At 53.2% G+C, this 14,754-nt stretch carries 18 protein-coding genes and 1 pseudogene; 7 read left to right on the top strand and 12 right to left on the bottom strand.

Going from position 1 to position 14,754, the window contains the following annotated elements:
• Window positions 1–21: 21 nt before the first annotated feature.
• The 6 genes from BJL95_RS06685 to BJL95_RS06660 are packed head-to-tail and all read right to left on the bottom strand — an operon-like array spanning window position 22 to window position 3,565.
• Entirely contained in the window at window positions 22–582 is a 561-nt protein-coding gene (locus BJL95_RS06685; RefSeq protein ID WP_071156492.1) for a histidine phosphatase family protein, read from the bottom strand.
• 58 nt (window positions 583–640) lie between these two features.
• On the bottom strand, window positions 641–982 hold the full coding sequence (locus tag BJL95_RS06680; RefSeq protein ID WP_071156490.1) for a cupin domain-containing protein: 342 nt from the start codon (window positions 980–982) through the stop codon (window positions 641–643).
• 7 nt (window positions 983–989) lie between these two features.
• Window positions 990–1,421 (bottom strand): PaaI family thioesterase, encoded by a 432-nt coding sequence (locus BJL95_RS06675; protein WP_071157034.1) that lies wholly within the window; start codon window positions 1,419–1,421, stop codon window positions 990–992.
• A gap of 47 nt (window positions 1,422–1,468) precedes the next feature.
• Entirely contained in the window at window positions 1,469–2,014 is a 546-nt protein-coding gene (locus BJL95_RS06670) for a class IV adenylate cyclase (protein ID WP_071156488.1), read from the bottom strand.
• Between the two features lie 11 nt (window positions 2,015–2,025).
• Window positions 2,026–3,126, bottom strand: coding sequence for an NAD(P)H-dependent oxidoreductase (locus BJL95_RS23730; protein ID WP_083385737.1), 1,101 nt, complete (start codon window positions 3,124–3,126; stop codon window positions 2,026–2,028).
• A 7-nt stretch (window positions 3,127–3,133) separates the two neighbouring features.
• Complete coding sequence (locus BJL95_RS06660) at window positions 3,134–3,565, bottom strand: GNAT family N-acetyltransferase (RefSeq protein ID WP_071156486.1); 432 nt, start codon at window positions 3,563–3,565, stop codon at window positions 3,134–3,136.
• A gap of 223 nt (window positions 3,566–3,788) precedes the next feature.
• Here BJL95_RS06660 and BJL95_RS25670 point away from each other — a divergent pair.
• Window positions 3,789–4,148 (top strand): annotated as a pseudogene (locus BJL95_RS25670) (autoinducer binding domain-containing protein); the annotation flags it as partial.
• 40 nt (window positions 4,149–4,188) lie between these two features.
• Complete coding sequence (locus tag BJL95_RS25665; RefSeq protein WP_254786706.1) at window positions 4,189–4,500, top strand: LuxR C-terminal-related transcriptional regulator; 312 nt, start codon at window positions 4,189–4,191, stop codon at window positions 4,498–4,500.
• A 207-nt stretch (window positions 4,501–4,707) separates the two neighbouring features.
• On the opposite strand, the gene BJL95_RS06650 is transcribed toward BJL95_RS25665, so the two are convergent.
• Entirely contained in the window at window positions 4,708–5,256 is a 549-nt protein-coding gene (locus tag BJL95_RS06650) for an MAPEG family protein (protein ID WP_071156484.1), read from the bottom strand.
• A 108-nt stretch (window positions 5,257–5,364) separates the two neighbouring features.
• On the opposite strand from BJL95_RS06650, the gene BJL95_RS06645 reads away from it, so the two are divergent.
• A complete protein-coding gene (locus tag BJL95_RS06645; protein ID WP_071156482.1) occupies window positions 5,365–5,781 on the top strand; it encodes a helix-turn-helix domain-containing protein in 417 nt (138 codons plus the stop codon).
• Window positions 5,782–6,068: 287 nt separating this feature from the next.
• Here BJL95_RS06645 and BJL95_RS06640 read toward each other — a convergent pair whose 3' ends face one another.
• Both BJL95_RS06640 and BJL95_RS06635 read right to left on the bottom strand, forming a co-directional pair.
• Window positions 6,069–6,989: an EamA family transporter gene (locus BJL95_RS06640; RefSeq protein WP_071156480.1), complete on the bottom strand. Its 921-nt coding sequence runs from the start codon at window positions 6,987–6,989 to the stop codon at window positions 6,069–6,071.
• A 281-nt stretch (window positions 6,990–7,270) separates the two neighbouring features.
• Entirely contained in the window at window positions 7,271–8,077 is an 807-nt protein-coding gene (locus BJL95_RS06635) for an AraC family transcriptional regulator (RefSeq protein WP_071156478.1), read from the bottom strand.
• Between the two features lie 120 nt (window positions 8,078–8,197).
• Between BJL95_RS06635 and BJL95_RS06630 the strand changes: the two genes are divergently transcribed.
• The 3 genes from BJL95_RS06630 (at window position 8,198) to BJL95_RS06620 (ending at window position 9,874) form a co-directional block, all read left to right on the top strand.
• On the top strand, window positions 8,198–8,635 hold the full coding sequence (locus tag BJL95_RS06630; RefSeq protein ID WP_071156476.1) for a hypothetical protein: 438 nt from the start codon (window positions 8,198–8,200) through the stop codon (window positions 8,633–8,635).
• Window positions 8,636–8,988: 353 nt separating this feature from the next.
• A complete protein-coding gene (locus BJL95_RS06625; RefSeq protein ID WP_071157030.1) occupies window positions 8,989–9,387 on the top strand; it encodes a nuclear transport factor 2 family protein in 399 nt (132 codons plus the stop codon).
• Window position 9,388: 1 nt separating this feature from the next.
• Window positions 9,389–9,874, top strand: a complete 486-nt coding sequence (locus BJL95_RS06620) for an ATP-binding protein (RefSeq protein WP_071156474.1) — start codon at window positions 9,389–9,391, stop codon at window positions 9,872–9,874.
• 10 nt (window positions 9,875–9,884) lie between these two features.
• Here BJL95_RS06620 and BJL95_RS06615 read toward each other — a convergent pair whose 3' ends face one another.
• The 3 genes from BJL95_RS06615 to BJL95_RS06605 all read right to left on the bottom strand — a co-directional run bounded on the left by BJL95_RS06615 (window position 9,885) and on the right by BJL95_RS06605 (window position 12,858).
• Window positions 9,885–10,256, bottom strand: a complete 372-nt coding sequence (locus tag BJL95_RS06615) for a TfoX/Sxy family protein (RefSeq protein ID WP_071156472.1) — start codon at window positions 10,254–10,256, stop codon at window positions 9,885–9,887.
• A gap of 160 nt (window positions 10,257–10,416) precedes the next feature.
• Window positions 10,417–12,192 carry a serine hydrolase gene (locus BJL95_RS06610; RefSeq protein ID WP_071156470.1) on the bottom strand — a complete coding sequence of 592 codons (1,776 nt, stop codon included), beginning with the start codon at window positions 12,190–12,192 and terminating at the stop codon, window positions 10,417–10,419.
• Between the two features lie 198 nt (window positions 12,193–12,390).
• Entirely contained in the window at window positions 12,391–12,858 is a 468-nt protein-coding gene (locus tag BJL95_RS06605) for an Lrp/AsnC family transcriptional regulator (RefSeq protein ID WP_071156469.1), read from the bottom strand.
• Between the two features lie 162 nt (window positions 12,859–13,020).
• Between BJL95_RS06605 and leuA the strand changes: the two genes are divergently transcribed.
• Window positions 13,021–14,751 carry a 2-isopropylmalate synthase gene (leuA, locus tag BJL95_RS06600; RefSeq protein ID WP_083385736.1) on the top strand — a complete coding sequence of 577 codons (1,731 nt, stop codon included), beginning with the start codon at window positions 13,021–13,023 and terminating at the stop codon, window positions 14,749–14,751.
• Window positions 14,752–14,754 lie beyond the last annotated feature (3 nt).

The following is a 14,754-nucleotide window of genomic DNA, read 5'->3' as shown; positions in this document are numbered from 1 at the left end:
GAGGCGTTGTCCCTTTGAATGTCATGTTGCACGATAGTGATATACCCCATATTCCCAATAGCCGCCGCCCGGCTTTGAGGGACCAACCCAGTTTCTGGCTAACAACTCCTGGGCTATGAAGTAATTAACGAAACCATGGCCCACCAGCAAGACATTTTTATGCTCATGCGCCACGTCTATTAATGTCGACGCCGCAACTTGCGCCCTCTTTTTTGCCATTAACAACGACTCACCGTTTCGCGAGAAACCAACGGCAGACAGACATCGCAGTAGCACACCCCAGGCACCAACCGACATCGTCAACGAACCCTTTTTGAAATGAGGAATAGCAATTTCCCGAAACATGGGATCGCTCAGCAAAATATCGCCAAATCCCAGTGCCTTGGCCGATTCCAAAGAACGAGTAAAATCGCTACAAACGGCGACATGGCATGCCGATGCGAGCTGCTTTGCGTTTTCCGGCGGTTCGTCCGCTATACCGGATAAATCATAACGGCTGATAATCTGGCCAACGTCCCGCGCCTTGGCCTTGCCTTTTAGCTCGAACGTGGGCTTACCATGCCTGATTAATGTAATTTCCATTACTTAACTTGCAATATAACCTGGAACTAAGGCGCTGGCGTTACATTTGAGCATCATGTTAAACCTCTACACGGTCACTCAGTGTAGCCGGATGAGAGATCACCAGGAACTGGACGTCAGCACTCGATTCATTCCTGAATTGGTGTGGCGTACCGGGAGCCACCTCAATGCCTTGCCCTTCGGATAGCTGGATGCGTTTGCCGTTTATTTCCATGATGGCATCCCCTCGCAAAATGTAGAAAAACTGGCGAGCACTTACATGATAGTGACGTACTTCGCATGCGCCCGGCGGCACGCGTTCGGAGATAACCGACATGTCGACTCGTTTCACCAGATGCCAGCCGTCGCAGGCATCGCCCCAATGGTAGTGCTCGGCGGATGATCGGTCGATTGCTTGCATAAAAGGCCTAAGGTAAATTGGGGGTATCGCGGACAATAAACCACTCGACTATTGCAGACAGGACTACAACGCCGGCTCCATCGACAACCTCTACCGGAATAGCCGCCGATACCCGCCCGCGAGAGGCGAACTCGGTCGACCAGCGGACAAGTTCGTCAGAGGCTACTTCGCATCGGGCGGATACCTGACCAGACGCTGGTTTACGAAACTTGGCTTCGAGCTTTCTCACGACCGGAATCACTCCGGTTTCGTTAGCAAAGTGTTGCGAAAGGAATGTACCGGAACCCGCCTCGGCAACCGCTAATAAGGCACTGCCATGAACGGTGCCGAGATGATTGGTGTATTGCAGTTTATCGGGCAAGCAAACTAAAAAGCCGCTATCCGGATGGGCGAGCTCCAGTCCGATAAGCCGATTGAAGGGTAATTGCGAGACGTCCATGGAAATTCCTCTCTGATTCTTGCTATTCATTTCAAGCGTGTACTGATTTACTGATTGTCAGGCTGGTGGATTACCTTGCCAGGCAATCTTGCCAATAGATCCACATACGCTTCCTCTATCAGCCATTGATGGCTGATGCCCAGTTTTTCCAGTAATTCATGAGCAATGGACACGCCGGTTTCGCTAGATTCGTCTTCAGCCAGCACCACTTCCAATTCCAGAAAATCACCCAGCCCTTCCACTTTATCCAAGTGCACTCGGGTTCTGCCGACCATAAACAATGCGCGGTGTTTTTGCACCCTACCGCTTTCACCATAAGCAAGCGTCAAGCTTTGCCGGAGTGTATCTGGCGATGCGGTGGGCGAAATCACATAAAAAGACTGTTTGGGACCTGCGCTGTCGGGGCGCTGATAGAAAATCAGCTGTCCATCATGATCGGAGAAGGCACGAAGTTTCAGTCTGCCATTAGCGCAAGGAAAAAAGGTATCGTCTTGGATGATTTCGATGGGCCCTTCATCGGCAATATTGACCACCAGCGGCCATAATGATTGGATGCTGTCGATTCGCGCTTTGATTTCAATATTTCTGGCCATATTCGCTTCTGTTAGACCGTATGATTTTGAAGGTCAACGTCCGGCAAGTTGTTATAAACCTGCTCGATAGTTTGGTGTTCGGTTAGGACTTTGACGACGACCGGCGGGGGCTCAGCCCGGATGCCTGGTAAATCTTGTTCCAAAGGATTAACGATCGGAAACGCCAATTTCTCCAGCGGCGGGCAAAAGTCCGCTTCCACGCCGGGCTTGTTGCCGCGCGCATCGATCCGGTACCAGCCGTATTGTTGCAGGTAAACCGCGTTCAAACCGTGCAGGCAATAAGGCGGCTGGTCACCGTCTATCGTCAACCGCTGGTAACAAAGCCCGGCCGGAATGCCATTGGCGCGCAACAGCGCGGCCAGCAAATGGCTTTTGGCGTAACAGTCGCCGGTGTCGTGGATTAACACCTGGGAGGCTTTACAGGTCACGGGGTTCAGCCGGTAGTCCCAGCTATGTTTGATCTCGTCGCGGACGAATTCGAAACAGCGTTTGGCGATTTCTTCCTCATCGGCGCAACCGTCCGCCAACTTTGCGGCTTGCACGACGATCGCAGGATGTTGGCTGTCGATATAAGGGCTGTTGTCGAGGTAGGGCTTCATCGCCGCGCGTTCGATTTCCACTAACACGCCGGTGAGTAAAGAGGCTATTTCCGGCATAGCCAGCAGATCTGCGTCGCCGATATTAGCGCTTGGCAAAGGCAATGTGATGGATGCCGCTTCGATCAGTTTGGCCGACATGGTGATCAAGGTTTCCCGGAGTGCGGCGTCGGCGAGGTGGGCGCGTGGCGAAGCGTTCAATACCGCTACCGGTTTGTAAGCAAAGCCCTCGAATGCTACTAACCAATCCAACGCGTTTTTGATGGTGCCGGTGACGCCGTGGGCGTATTCCGGGCTGGCAATCAGCAAGGTATCCGCCGAGGCCACTTCGCGGCGTAATTGCGCCGCGACGGACGGAGGCGAGCTCTCTAAATCCGGATTGTATAAAGGCAAGTCGCCAAGCCCGGTAAACAAATAAACTTCGATCGAGGCCGGCGCCAGAACTCTTAGGGCGCGCAGCACGGCGGAATTGATGGAGGCCGCCCGCAAACTGCCCGATAAAGCCAATATTTTCATTGCAAAGCTAGGCGTTGAATGTCAGGGAAAAGTGATGGCTGCTGAGTTGAAAGCCCTTGTTAAGATACAATCGATGAGCATGATGGCGATGATAGCCGGAATCCAAATGCACGCCCCGGCAACCATGCGCTTGCGCATGCTCGATCAGCCAATCGAGCAAGGCGCCGGCAAATCCTTGTGAAGTCTCGCCGCTTAGCGTGGCCAAATCGTCGACATACAGTATTTTGCCCCAGGCCAAAAATTCGGCGAAACGAAACCCCGCCACGCTTTTAACGGCGCCTTGCTGTCTAACAGCCAGAATTTGGTAGGACTGCGCTTGCTGGCGGCGAACCTGGGCCAGAAACCTGTCCTGCTCGAGATGCGGGCGCAACTCGCTGAACACCGGAAAACAGGCTTGAATGCCGGCGTCGGTATCGGCAATGAAAATATCGAGAGTCATCGGGTGTGGCTTAACGGTCAAAAAGAGGATAATGGCTTAAAGACAAAATACAGGGTATAGCCGAAACATCTACCAACTTTGTTAGATTAGACGCTATTTGCAATCGCCTAACAACTGTCAATATTGTCAGCTTTTATTGCTGGTAAAGCTTCAAGACAGATAGAGTTTCGGTATTCTCACCCTTTATCATAAGCTTTCGAACAGTTCTAATGACGGTAAACCCATGAAAGCCTGGCAAGAAATTCAACTTCAAGCGCTGGAGACTAGCGATAGTGAGCATCAGCTTTTTCAAACCATTGTTTCGTTGGGTGCGGAGTTGGGTTTTGACTACTGTGCCTACGGACTCAGGTTGGCGCTGCCGCTGAGCAATCCGAAGATCGTGAAAAAGAGTAATTATCCATCGGCTTGGCAAACGCAGTATCAGGCTAAAAACTATTGTGCGGTCGATCCTACCGTCAAACACGCTCTGCGTTCGCCTCTGCCTATCCTGTGGACAGACGGTTTGTTCGCTTCGACGGCGGCGTTTTGGGAGGAAGCGCGTTCGTTCGGTTTGCGTTATGGTTGGGCGCAATCCATGCGAGATGTCCATGGCGCAACCGGCATGCTCACTTTAGCGCGATCCGATGAGCCGCTTAAGCGAAACCGAGCTTGCGGCCAAGGCTTTCAAAATGGCCTGGTTGACCCAAAACGCCCATATTGCCTTGTCGCGCAACTTGCTGCCAAAATTGTTGCCGGAAGCGGATACGAAATTATCGAACCGCGAGATTGCGGTACTACGCTGGACTGCCGACGGTAAAACCGCCGGCGAAATCGCCAGCATCATGAAAATCACCGAGCGGACCGTCAATTTTCATATTAGCAATGCCGCGACGAAATTGAATGCGACCAACAAAACCTCGGCAGCCGTCAAAGCGGCGATGCTCGGTTTTTTATAAAAGCCACGCGGTCGAATCTGATTACCGAATTTCTGTGATCGCTGCGGAAAGGAACTTCGGACCTGTAAAGCGTCTTTCAGCGATCGGGAACCCCTGAGCAAATAGACGGCGCGGTCCAGCTGGAAAATGACACTGATTTTCGCAAGCAATACAGGAGCACTGGACTAATTTCTAACGGTCGTCAATCCGCCCGGATTCCATCCACGCTTAGCCAAATCCAACCACCGTCACAAAGCGAAACCAAAGAGTACCTAGAATGATGCAGCTTGACGCCCAAGTCGCGAAGCGATACGGCACCCTGTTTACCGCCATATAAATAAATGCATGGGCATACCTGAGTACAACAAAAGCCCACGCAAGAGCGATTTGAACATTGTCAGCATTTTTCACAACAAGTATCAATAGACAAATAACATAAAATAGCGGCGGTACTTGCATTAGATTATTGAAAGTTCGAGCGGGACGCTCGAATCGATCATCAGCTGGGATGTCCGACTTGTAATCCGCAAAATATCCGAGAGATGCATATCCACGAATAACGGCAACATTGCGTGCGACGACCATAATCAGCCATACCAAAGCCGTCAGCGTAAAGAGCGCAGCCATGGGAGAAACAAGCAACTCCGGTCGTACAGAGTGATGTTCACCGGCTAATAGCCAGAATAACCAAGCTACGACCGAGCCGACAATGATGCAAGGAGCTGTGTAAATCCGCAGCAACGAGATATTGGTGGCAGTAGAATTTATTGGCGACATATACGATTTCCTTATGAACGTGGTTTGCGGAATAAGCCCTGGTTGATATACTTGCAATATGCAACTAATTATCCCATTTCAATTGCAAAACGCAAGTAAATAAGCCAGATGTCCGACTTGAAGCTCGAAAATAGATGCCCAATTGATTATGCCCTCGAAGTGTTCGGAGACCGATGGACGCTGCTCGTACTCCGCGATCTGATGCTAAGTGGCAAACGGCACTACCGAGAGCTGATGACGTCGAAAGAAGGAATCGCAACTAACATTCTGGCTTCGCGATTGAAGAAAATGGAAGCGGACGGACTCGTTATCCGCAGACACAAGCCCGAAGACAAACGCCAAGTGTTTTATGAACTAACGGACAAAGCACTAGATCTGGTCCCTGTGCTACTCGAAATTAGCCGCTGGAGCGTGATTTACGACAAACATACGGCAGCACCACCGGAACTCATGCGCCGCTATCAAGAAGAGCCGCAGCAGCTAATAGCAGATTTGCAGGAAGCGGCACGGGTCCGGCAAACCTGATCGTGTTTGCAACAAAAACGAAAATTTGGATGTGGCTTTCTACTCCTTTGCCAGATCAAAATTTTGTAAGGCATTTTTACAACGCCCATCCCCCGGAAATTTTGGACTGATCGCAGATACCAGTCATCAACAAGACCGGCAACAGCCGGAACAGCACGTCAATTCGACTCTTCATGCCGTTAAAACCTGCCACATCGACCGTTCGATTATGGGCACACAACCTCATGGTATTTCGTCTTTTGCATTCAGCGCCGAGACTCAAGTGGGTTCACTTGTGTCGAGGTGCATCATTTGCTCGCTCCACGTTCCGCTACCAGCTTGGCCCTGGAAGCTTGAGAGCTGTTCATGAATATGATAGCCCCGATGATGACAGTCGATGCACTCAGAATGCGCGGCGTGAGCGGTTCTTGCGCGAACCAGTTACCTAAAAACACCGCCACCAGCGGATTAACATAGGCATAGGTCGCAACCAGCGAAATCGGCGCATTCTGCAGCAACCAAGCATAAGATGCGAAACCGATCATCGAGCCAAACACTATCAGATACACCAAGGCCAGCCATGAGTCGGTCGATACCTGGGTAAGACTGAAGATGCTCCATTGTTCGCTTAGAACACTGACAACCAACAACGCAAATCCCCCGGCCAGCATTTCCGCGCCGGTTGTCATCAGCGCCGTCTTCGGCAAATCCGCGGTCTTGCTATAGATAGAACCAACGGCCCAAAGCAAACTGGCGAGCAATAGCGCCGCCACACCGGACATGTTTAACGGCATATCGTCCGAAAACACCGACGGACCGACCAGCAGGTAAATTCCGATAAAACCGATGACCAGGCCGATCAATACGCGTAGCGTCGGTCTGGCGCCGTTAGGTCTGAGTGCGTCGGCAATCACCAGAAACATAGGCACAGCACCGATGATCAGCGCGGCGACGCCGGACGGAACGGTTTGTTCGGCCCAACAGACCAAACCGTTGCCGCCGAGCAATAACAAAGTGCCGACAATGGCGGCCGAACGCCATTGCCGCAAAGTCGGTGCGGCATCACCGGCCAGACGCCGCCAAGCCAGCAAAATGACGCCGGAAACGACAAAACGCAATCCGGCCGACAAAAATGGCGGCAGCGTCTCGACCACGAAGCGGATCATCAAATAAGTCGATCCCCACACCAGATAAACGGCCAACAACGCGGCCCAAATCTTCGCATTCATTCTTCGAACGCCTGACTAATTTCAGTTTCTACTTGCGCCTCTGCTAGCCAAGGGCGTAAGGGCCAGGGCGAATAATTTTTGTTGCCGATGATTAAGGTTAGCGCCATGGACATCCTAATAGGTGGAAAACTGGTCAAACGTTATCGAAGCTTTGCTATGAAATTAGTTGCTGACTACTGCACTTTTCAGCAAAACCGGGCGTTGGGCCGCAACTATACCGCGCATTCGTCATAACAAATCGTCAGACAAACCGCTCCTTGCCGCAACAGGCTTTGCAAGACTTAAAGCTGCAACCTCGCCAATCGGTGCAGGCCTATCGTAGCCGGTGCGCCGAAGGTTTTGCGAAATTCGTGGCTGAAATGCGCGGAGTCGGTAAAGCCGGAGGCGTGTGCCGCTGTGGTAAAGTTTTGGCCGCGTATGATTTTACGAATCGCCTGGCGCATCCGGTTCCAGGCACGATAACGCCGGAACGGCACGCCGATTTGTTCGGTAAACAAGTGCTGAAAACGCGACGGCGACAGACCGGCTTGCCTGGCCCAGGTTGCCACCGGCGTCAGGTCGTCGGCGTGTTCGGATAAATAATCGACGACGCGGGTCAGGCGCGGATCGATGACGGCGGAGTGCGCGCGCCGCTTGGCGTAGCCCAATAAATCCAGCAGCGGTTCCGTCGTCCAGTCCGGCTTGTAGCGGTCTTCGTACAAGTCGCGCATGAAATGAATTTCGCCGCCGTTGCCGATTAAAGCGCCGTCGAGCGCCCGGCTATTGTTGATCAGCGGCTTGAAAGCATCAGCGCCGGCGACGGTAGGCTCGATATATAGTACGGTAATCGGCTCGCCGCCGACATCCAGTTCATGCAACACTCCGGCCGGAATTACGGCAGTGCGGCACCACAGCCAATCGCCGCAGTGGAGACGCAAGCGGAACTTGCCGTAGAGGCTAGCCAGAAATACCGGCGCGCCGTGCTGGTGGCTGGCGTTGTAGTACAAAGGACCGGTGAAATACGTACGGCCGTCGCGAATATCCCATAGTGCGTCGAACGGGTTATCGCAGAGTGCAGCACGTTTGTACGAGCGAGGTGTTTCCTTCATTGTTTACACTCCTGGTCGCTGTCAGTCACCGTTTTTAGGCGCAGTCTAGCCCAAAGCCGGTAGCGCGGACAATCTGCGTTCCGCCAGCGCTTATCCATAAACAATCCGACAAGGAAAACCATGACCGCACAAAACCCTGTCTCCACCGCCAATCTAATTTTGGTGAGCTTTGGCGGACTATATCTGCTTACAGCATTGGTCATCGCCTGGGTGCTGGGCGTCACCCTGTTTTTCCCGGACGGCGCCTTGGCCGGCCAATTGGTGGAACGCGACGACGTCATCCGCGCCCATGTCGATTATCTGATGATGGCGCAGTTTCTGTTGATCTTTTTCCTGGGCTTCCGCCAATATGCCATCGATCCTCCGTATTGGTTGATCGCGGCCTGTTGCTTTGGCGCATTTTTCAATCCGCTGGCGTTTTTGCTAAGAGGCCTGACACCCAAGGCCGGTGCGACAGTCCCGGTCGAACCGCACTTTCCGCTCCAGGCGGCACTGAGTTTTTCGTTGACCACGATCGGTTTTCTTGGGGCTATTGTGCTGATAGCGCGGGCGGCGTGAATGGCACATTTGGCGAGGAATTGAAACGCCGCTATCAACAGCCGAACCAAGCTGGCATGCAAAGGGCGGGATTCGCCGCGGCGAATCTACCCGCACGGATTTTATTGATCGGCAGCTTTAGGGGTCCGGTGTTGAGTTTCAAAAAAATCAAGCACTGCCAGTTTATCCTTTGATCGGCACTATGACCTCTGTTATGATACTCCCTATGATTAACGTGCTCCCAACCCTACTGGCTATTATTACCACCATTAAACCAATGGTGGGTTAGCACGTTTACTTTCTACTGCAACCCGCCCTGAGGCGGGTTTTTTATTGCCTGTCTCTTGGGAACTTACCCCACCAAGGAGATCGATATGGCATACCATCCGCTCAAACAAATAATCGAAGCTGCTGACAAAGCAATCACTGAAGAGGACTTCGATTCATTGATGGCTTTCTACGCAGACGATGCAACGCTTGTCATCAAGCCAGGCTTGGTTGCAACAGGCAAGGAACAAATCCATAAGGCGTTCCTCGCAATTGCCGAATATTTCAATCATAGCCTTGTGGTCAAACAAGGCGCGATGCACGTCATTCAGGGTGGGAATACGGCTCTAGTGATTATGGAAACCGTTCTGGAAACGACAGATAACAGCGGTGTGACGAGTTGCATCTCACGACGCGCCACCTATATATTCCGGGAGGACCCTGCCGGCATGTGGCTTTGTGTTATCGATAATTCCTATGGCACTGACTTACTAGGAGCCATGTAAAATGTCAAAATTACTGCCAACACTGCATTTGCTCTGCGGAAAAATCGCCTCTGGCAAATCGACATTGGCTAGGGAACTGGCCAAGACTCCGGACACGGTGATCCTCAGCGAGGACACTTGGCTTGCACATCTTTATCCAGAAGGCATCAAGACTGTGACGGACTATGTTCGGTGTGCTTCGAATTTACGTGGCGCGATCGGGCCGCATGTGACCGATTTACTTCGTATAGGTGTATCTGTGGTATTGGATTTTCCAGCCAACACCATCGCAAACCGAAAATGGATGAGATATCTTATCGACAGAGTCGAATCGGCGCATGTACTGCATTTTCTTGATGTGTCGGACGACAAATGCTTGACACGTTTACGTGCGAGAAACAGGTCTGACACTCACGCTTTTGTAGTGACTGATACCGAATTTGACCTAATCACGAGTTACTTCGTAGCCCCTCAGCAGGAAGAGGGTTTCAACATTATTCGATATTAGGTGTTCTGAATCAGTCTAAATGATGTATCACTGCCGTGTCCGTTTTGATTTTGCGTTTTTTAGGTTGGGCTCGCCGCGCGGCATCGTACGAGCGCCGCGCCCAGAGTTCGGCCTGCTCGCGGTCTTCCATAAACTCGGCCGGCGCTTGGTAATAGGACATTTTCGCCATCTTACCTTCCCGCTGATATTCGAATGGCGCAAGCCCCTGTTCCTCGAAAAACCTGACATTTTCAGCATCCGCCTTGAGATAAAGGGTCTCGTCGGCCACCAGGGCAAACATCAAGCCATCGTGGTAGACGCCATAGCCCCCGAACATCTTGCGGATCTGAATGCTGCCGAACAGTTCGAACACTTCAGGCAGATAGGCGATAAATTCACTCACCGGAAGGCCTCTTGATAAATGATTGCAAGATTGGGAACACTGATAAAACTCGTTTTGACTGGCAGTCGCCGGTAATGGCAAAGCTTACGCGATGATAAAACGTCCATGCGTGTGAAAGTGTTGAAGAATGCCAAATGCTTGGGAGACCTAAAGGTTTTGCTCATTTCTTCCGCAATAAATACCCGGAATAGGCGACAAACTCTTGTCCATTGATCGTCTCCAGCCGAACGGTTTCCTGCATGCCGCGCCCCAGCCCGAGAATAACGGCGGCATTTTCCGATACCGGTGCAATGGGGAAAGTCAGATTATTCATGTCGAATGTGGGAATGGAATACTCCAGCATCAAAAAACCGTCCCGTTCGCGTAGCGCGCATTTTTCCGGGACCATCGCCTCGCCTTCGGCAAGATTCACAATCTCGTATTCGCCCAGACGGTTACGCATGGAGGGAGGAATCGCTACGGGTTGAATTTTTTCGCCCAACACAAAGGTTTGGCCTTGCCAATGGGCCAGCGCCAGATCATGTCCGTCGACCTGGCGCACAGAAACGCCGGCTTCGGACAGTTTCTTGGGTTGTAGCGGTATCAAGCCCAACAGCTTGTAGCGGATACCGAATTTGCCGTCGTCCCTGCCGACCAAATCCATGCTGCTGCCGTTCAGTTCGGTGGCCAGGGTGTCGCCGTCCGCGGTTAGCTTGATGTAGCCGAGCGCGGTTGCGTATTGTCCGGCTGCCAATTGCTGTTCTTGCAGAGTTAAGCCACGGGTGTCTATCACGGGTGTTTCGGCGTCCTCCGGCAGCGGCTGGCCGGTTTTTATCGCAATCGCCAGTTTTAGCGCCTTATCGGTGACTTTGTCGATCAAGTCGCCGGTGGGCGGGGAGTTAGCCAGCACGACCACGCCCAGCTTGTGTTCCGGCGCCACGGTCAGCAGGCTACGGTGAAACAGCGTGGCTCCGCCGTGTGCGGCCACTTCGCCGATATCTGGCTTGTTGGTCAAGAACCAGCCCAAACCGGTTTTGGTGCCTACATCCAGCGCCACGTCCTGGTTTTGCTGGCGCAGCATTTCATGCAGGGTTTCTGGCTTGAGGATTTGCCGGCCATTCGCATTGCCGTCCGCCAAGACCATGGCGATAAAACGACTCAAATCCAATACATTGGCGTTCAATCCGCCGGCCGGCATATCGCGCAGGGCCACTTCGGTCTTTTCCTGATCATTCTTATAGGCTTTCGAGGCCAGTTTTCCCTCGATGCCGAGCGAAAATGCCGCATTCGTCATACCGAGCGGTTTTAACAGCTGCCGGTCGGCATAACTGCTGAAATCCTGGCCGGTAAGCCGTTCCAGCATCGTCCCTAATAAGGTAATGCCCAGATTCGAATAGGCAAAGATGCGATTGGGAGGATAGGCGGCGTACTCGTCTTTCAGCGGGTCGACAAGCTGACTGAACGGTACGGGATTCTTAGTCCACATGCCATTGCCTCTATCGCCCGGCAAACCGGAATGATGGGTCATGATGTTACGCGGAGTTATCGGTCCGGCATCAGGAAAACGGCTTTTGATGGCGAAATTCGGCAGATAAGTTTGCAACGGCCGATCGATATCCAGTTTGCTTTGCTCCGCCAGTTGCATCACTAAAGTATCGGTAAAGAGCTTGGAGATGGAGCCGGTTCGATAAACCGTTTCCGGTGTCGCGGCAATCTGCCTGGCTTGATCGGCATAGCCGAAACCTTGCGACCAGACGATCTGCTGATCATCCACCACGGCGATGCTCAAGCCTTCCACATCCTGTTCGGACATTTCCTGCTCGATCAGCCAGGAAAGATGGGCCTTGAGGTAACTGTAATCGCCGCGTTGCACGGCATCCGCTTTTAGCGGCGGCGAACCCGCGCAACCGCTGAGCAAAAGCAATATCGCGCTTAGATAAATAAAATAGCTTTTCATCTGTTCCTTGAAGGGGTAATCATCGAGTTGTTGGCCGGCAAGATTTCAAACCCAAGCGGTAGAGGCTTTTTGGGCTTTAATCATGGCGGTTTTGGGTGGATGGATAGTATTAGGCGAGCCAATTACAGTCAAACGTTTTAACAGTGCGGCTTTTGGTCTGCGCGAAGGCAGACTCTGCCAGTAATGAGTTCGGAACGATCATGCCCCTACCGGAAACGCCGTCTTATCGATCACTCGCCGCAACACGAAGCTGGTATGTACCCCGCTGACGCCGGGAATGCCGGTGATGCGTTTCAACAGCAATTCCTGGTAGGCGTCCAAGTCCTTGACCATAACTTTGAGCTGATAATCGGCGGTCTGGCCGGTGATCAACAGGCATTCCATCACTTCCGGAATGCCGGCAATCGCCGCTTCGAAGGTGCTGAAACGTTCCGGCGTGTGTTGGTCCATCGAAATGTGGATCAAGGCCATCAGCGTCAATCCCAAGGCTTTAGCATCCAGCAGCGCCCGATAGCCGACGATCAAGCCGCCCTCCTCCAACGCTCTCACCCGCCGCAGGCAAGGCGACGGCGACAGGCCGATGCGATCGGCCAGTTCCTGATTGCTGATGCGGCCGTCGGCTTGCAGGATGGTCAAGATTTGACTGTCGTATCGATCCAGTTCCATAAAATGCCTGTTATCCACTCATTAAAACAATTAAATAAAATATATTCCAATAATACGGCAATGTTCTATCAATAATTAGTATTTTAGAGGGCATAAACGCAATCGCCTAGCGGACGGTTTGGCTTATCTTATCGGCATCCCATTTACCGAGAGTAAGCAGCCATGTTGACCGATCCTTCCCGCAAATACCGCCCATTCCCACCGGTGGCGCTTGCCAACCGACAATGGCCAAACCGCACGATTACTCAAGCACCTATCTGGATGAGCACCGATTTACGCGACGGCAACCAGGCCTTGTTCGAACCGATGAACGCCGAACGCAAACTGCGCCTGTTCCAAACCTTATGCGGCATCGGTTTCAAGGAAATCGAAGTGGCGTTTCCGTCGGCCTCGCAAACCGACTTCGATTTCGTGCGCCGCTTGATAGACGGCGCGTTGATACCCAGCGACGTGACCATCGAAGTGCTCAGCCACGCCCGCGAGCCGCTGTTGCGCCGCACTGTAGAAGCCTTGCACGGTGCGCGCTCGGCCATCGTCCATATCGTCAACGCGACCTCCCCAGCGTTTCGCGAACTGGTATTGGGCATGAGCCGGACCGATGTATTGGCGATGGCTGTCGATGCGGTACGGCTGGTCAAACAATTGACCGCCGACCAGCCGGAAACCCGATGGCGCTTGCAATACAGCCTGGAAACCTTCACCGCCACCGAGCCGGATTTTGCCGTCGAGGTTTGCGATGCGGTCAGCGACGCCTGGGGCGCGACGCCGGACAACAAGATCATCCTGAATTTGCCGTCGTCGGTGGAAACGGCGACGCCGAACGTCTACGCCGACCAGATCGAATGGATGCATAGTCATATCGCCCGCCGCGACAGCGTCATTCTCAGCGTGCATCCGCACAACGACCGCGGCACGGCGGTAGCCGCCGCCGAACTGGCGTTGATGGCCGGCGCCGAGCGCGTCGAGGGTTGTTTGTTCGGCAACGGCGAACGCACCGGCAACGTGGATTTGGTAACGCTGGCGTTGAATCTGTATACCCAGGGCGTAGCGCCGGGCTTGGATTTTTCCGACATCAATGCAGTAGTAGGCGATTTCGAAGCTTGCACCGGTTTGGCCGTGCCGCCGCGCCAACCCTATGCCGGCGAGTTGGTGTTCACCGCGTTTTCCGGCTCGCACCAGGATGCGATCAAGAAAGGCTTTGCCGCGCGGCAGCCTGATACTGTCTGGAATGTGCCCTATCTGCCGTTCGATCCGGCTGATGTCGGCCGCGGTTACGACGCGGTGATCCGCATCAACAGCCAGTCCGGCAAGGGCGGCATCACCCATTTGCTGGAAAGCCATTATGGTCTGGTACTGCCGCGCCGTTTGCAGGTGGAGTTTTCGCAAGTGGTGCAACGCCATGCCGACCGCCAAGGCGGCGAAATCGGCGCGGTACGGCTGTGGCAGCTATTTGCCCAGACTTATCTCGATGTGGCAGGGCCGTTGCGTTACCTCGGCCATAAATTGTACGAGCATGCGCAAGGACAAGGCATACAACTGCAAATCGAATGGGACGGTGAACCGCGCGATTTAACCGGCGTGGGTAACGGGCCGATAGCCGCGGCCGTCCAGGCTTTGAGCTCGCTCGGCACAGTCACAGTGTGCAGCTACGAGGAACGCTCGACCGGCAGCGGCGGCGATGCCCAGGCCTGCGCCTTTGTCGAACTGGCGGCTTCGAACGGCCAAACCGCTTATGGCGTCGGCATGGACGGCAACATCGTCAGCGCATCGATCAAGGCAATGCTCAGCGGCTGCAATCGTCTGGCCAACGATACCGGCATTCTGCAACACCGCGCCATTGAAAACGGCGGGTTTAAGTCAGACAACGCGCCAGCCGCAAACCTTATAACGTGAAAC

The organism is Methylomonas sp. LWB, assembly GCF_001856095.1.
Lineage (GTDB): Bacteria > Pseudomonadota > Gammaproteobacteria > Methylococcales > Methylomonadaceae > Methylomonas > Methylomonas koyamae_A.
Note: the sequence above shows the minus strand (reverse complement) of the source record. Positions and strands in the feature narration are given on the sequence as shown.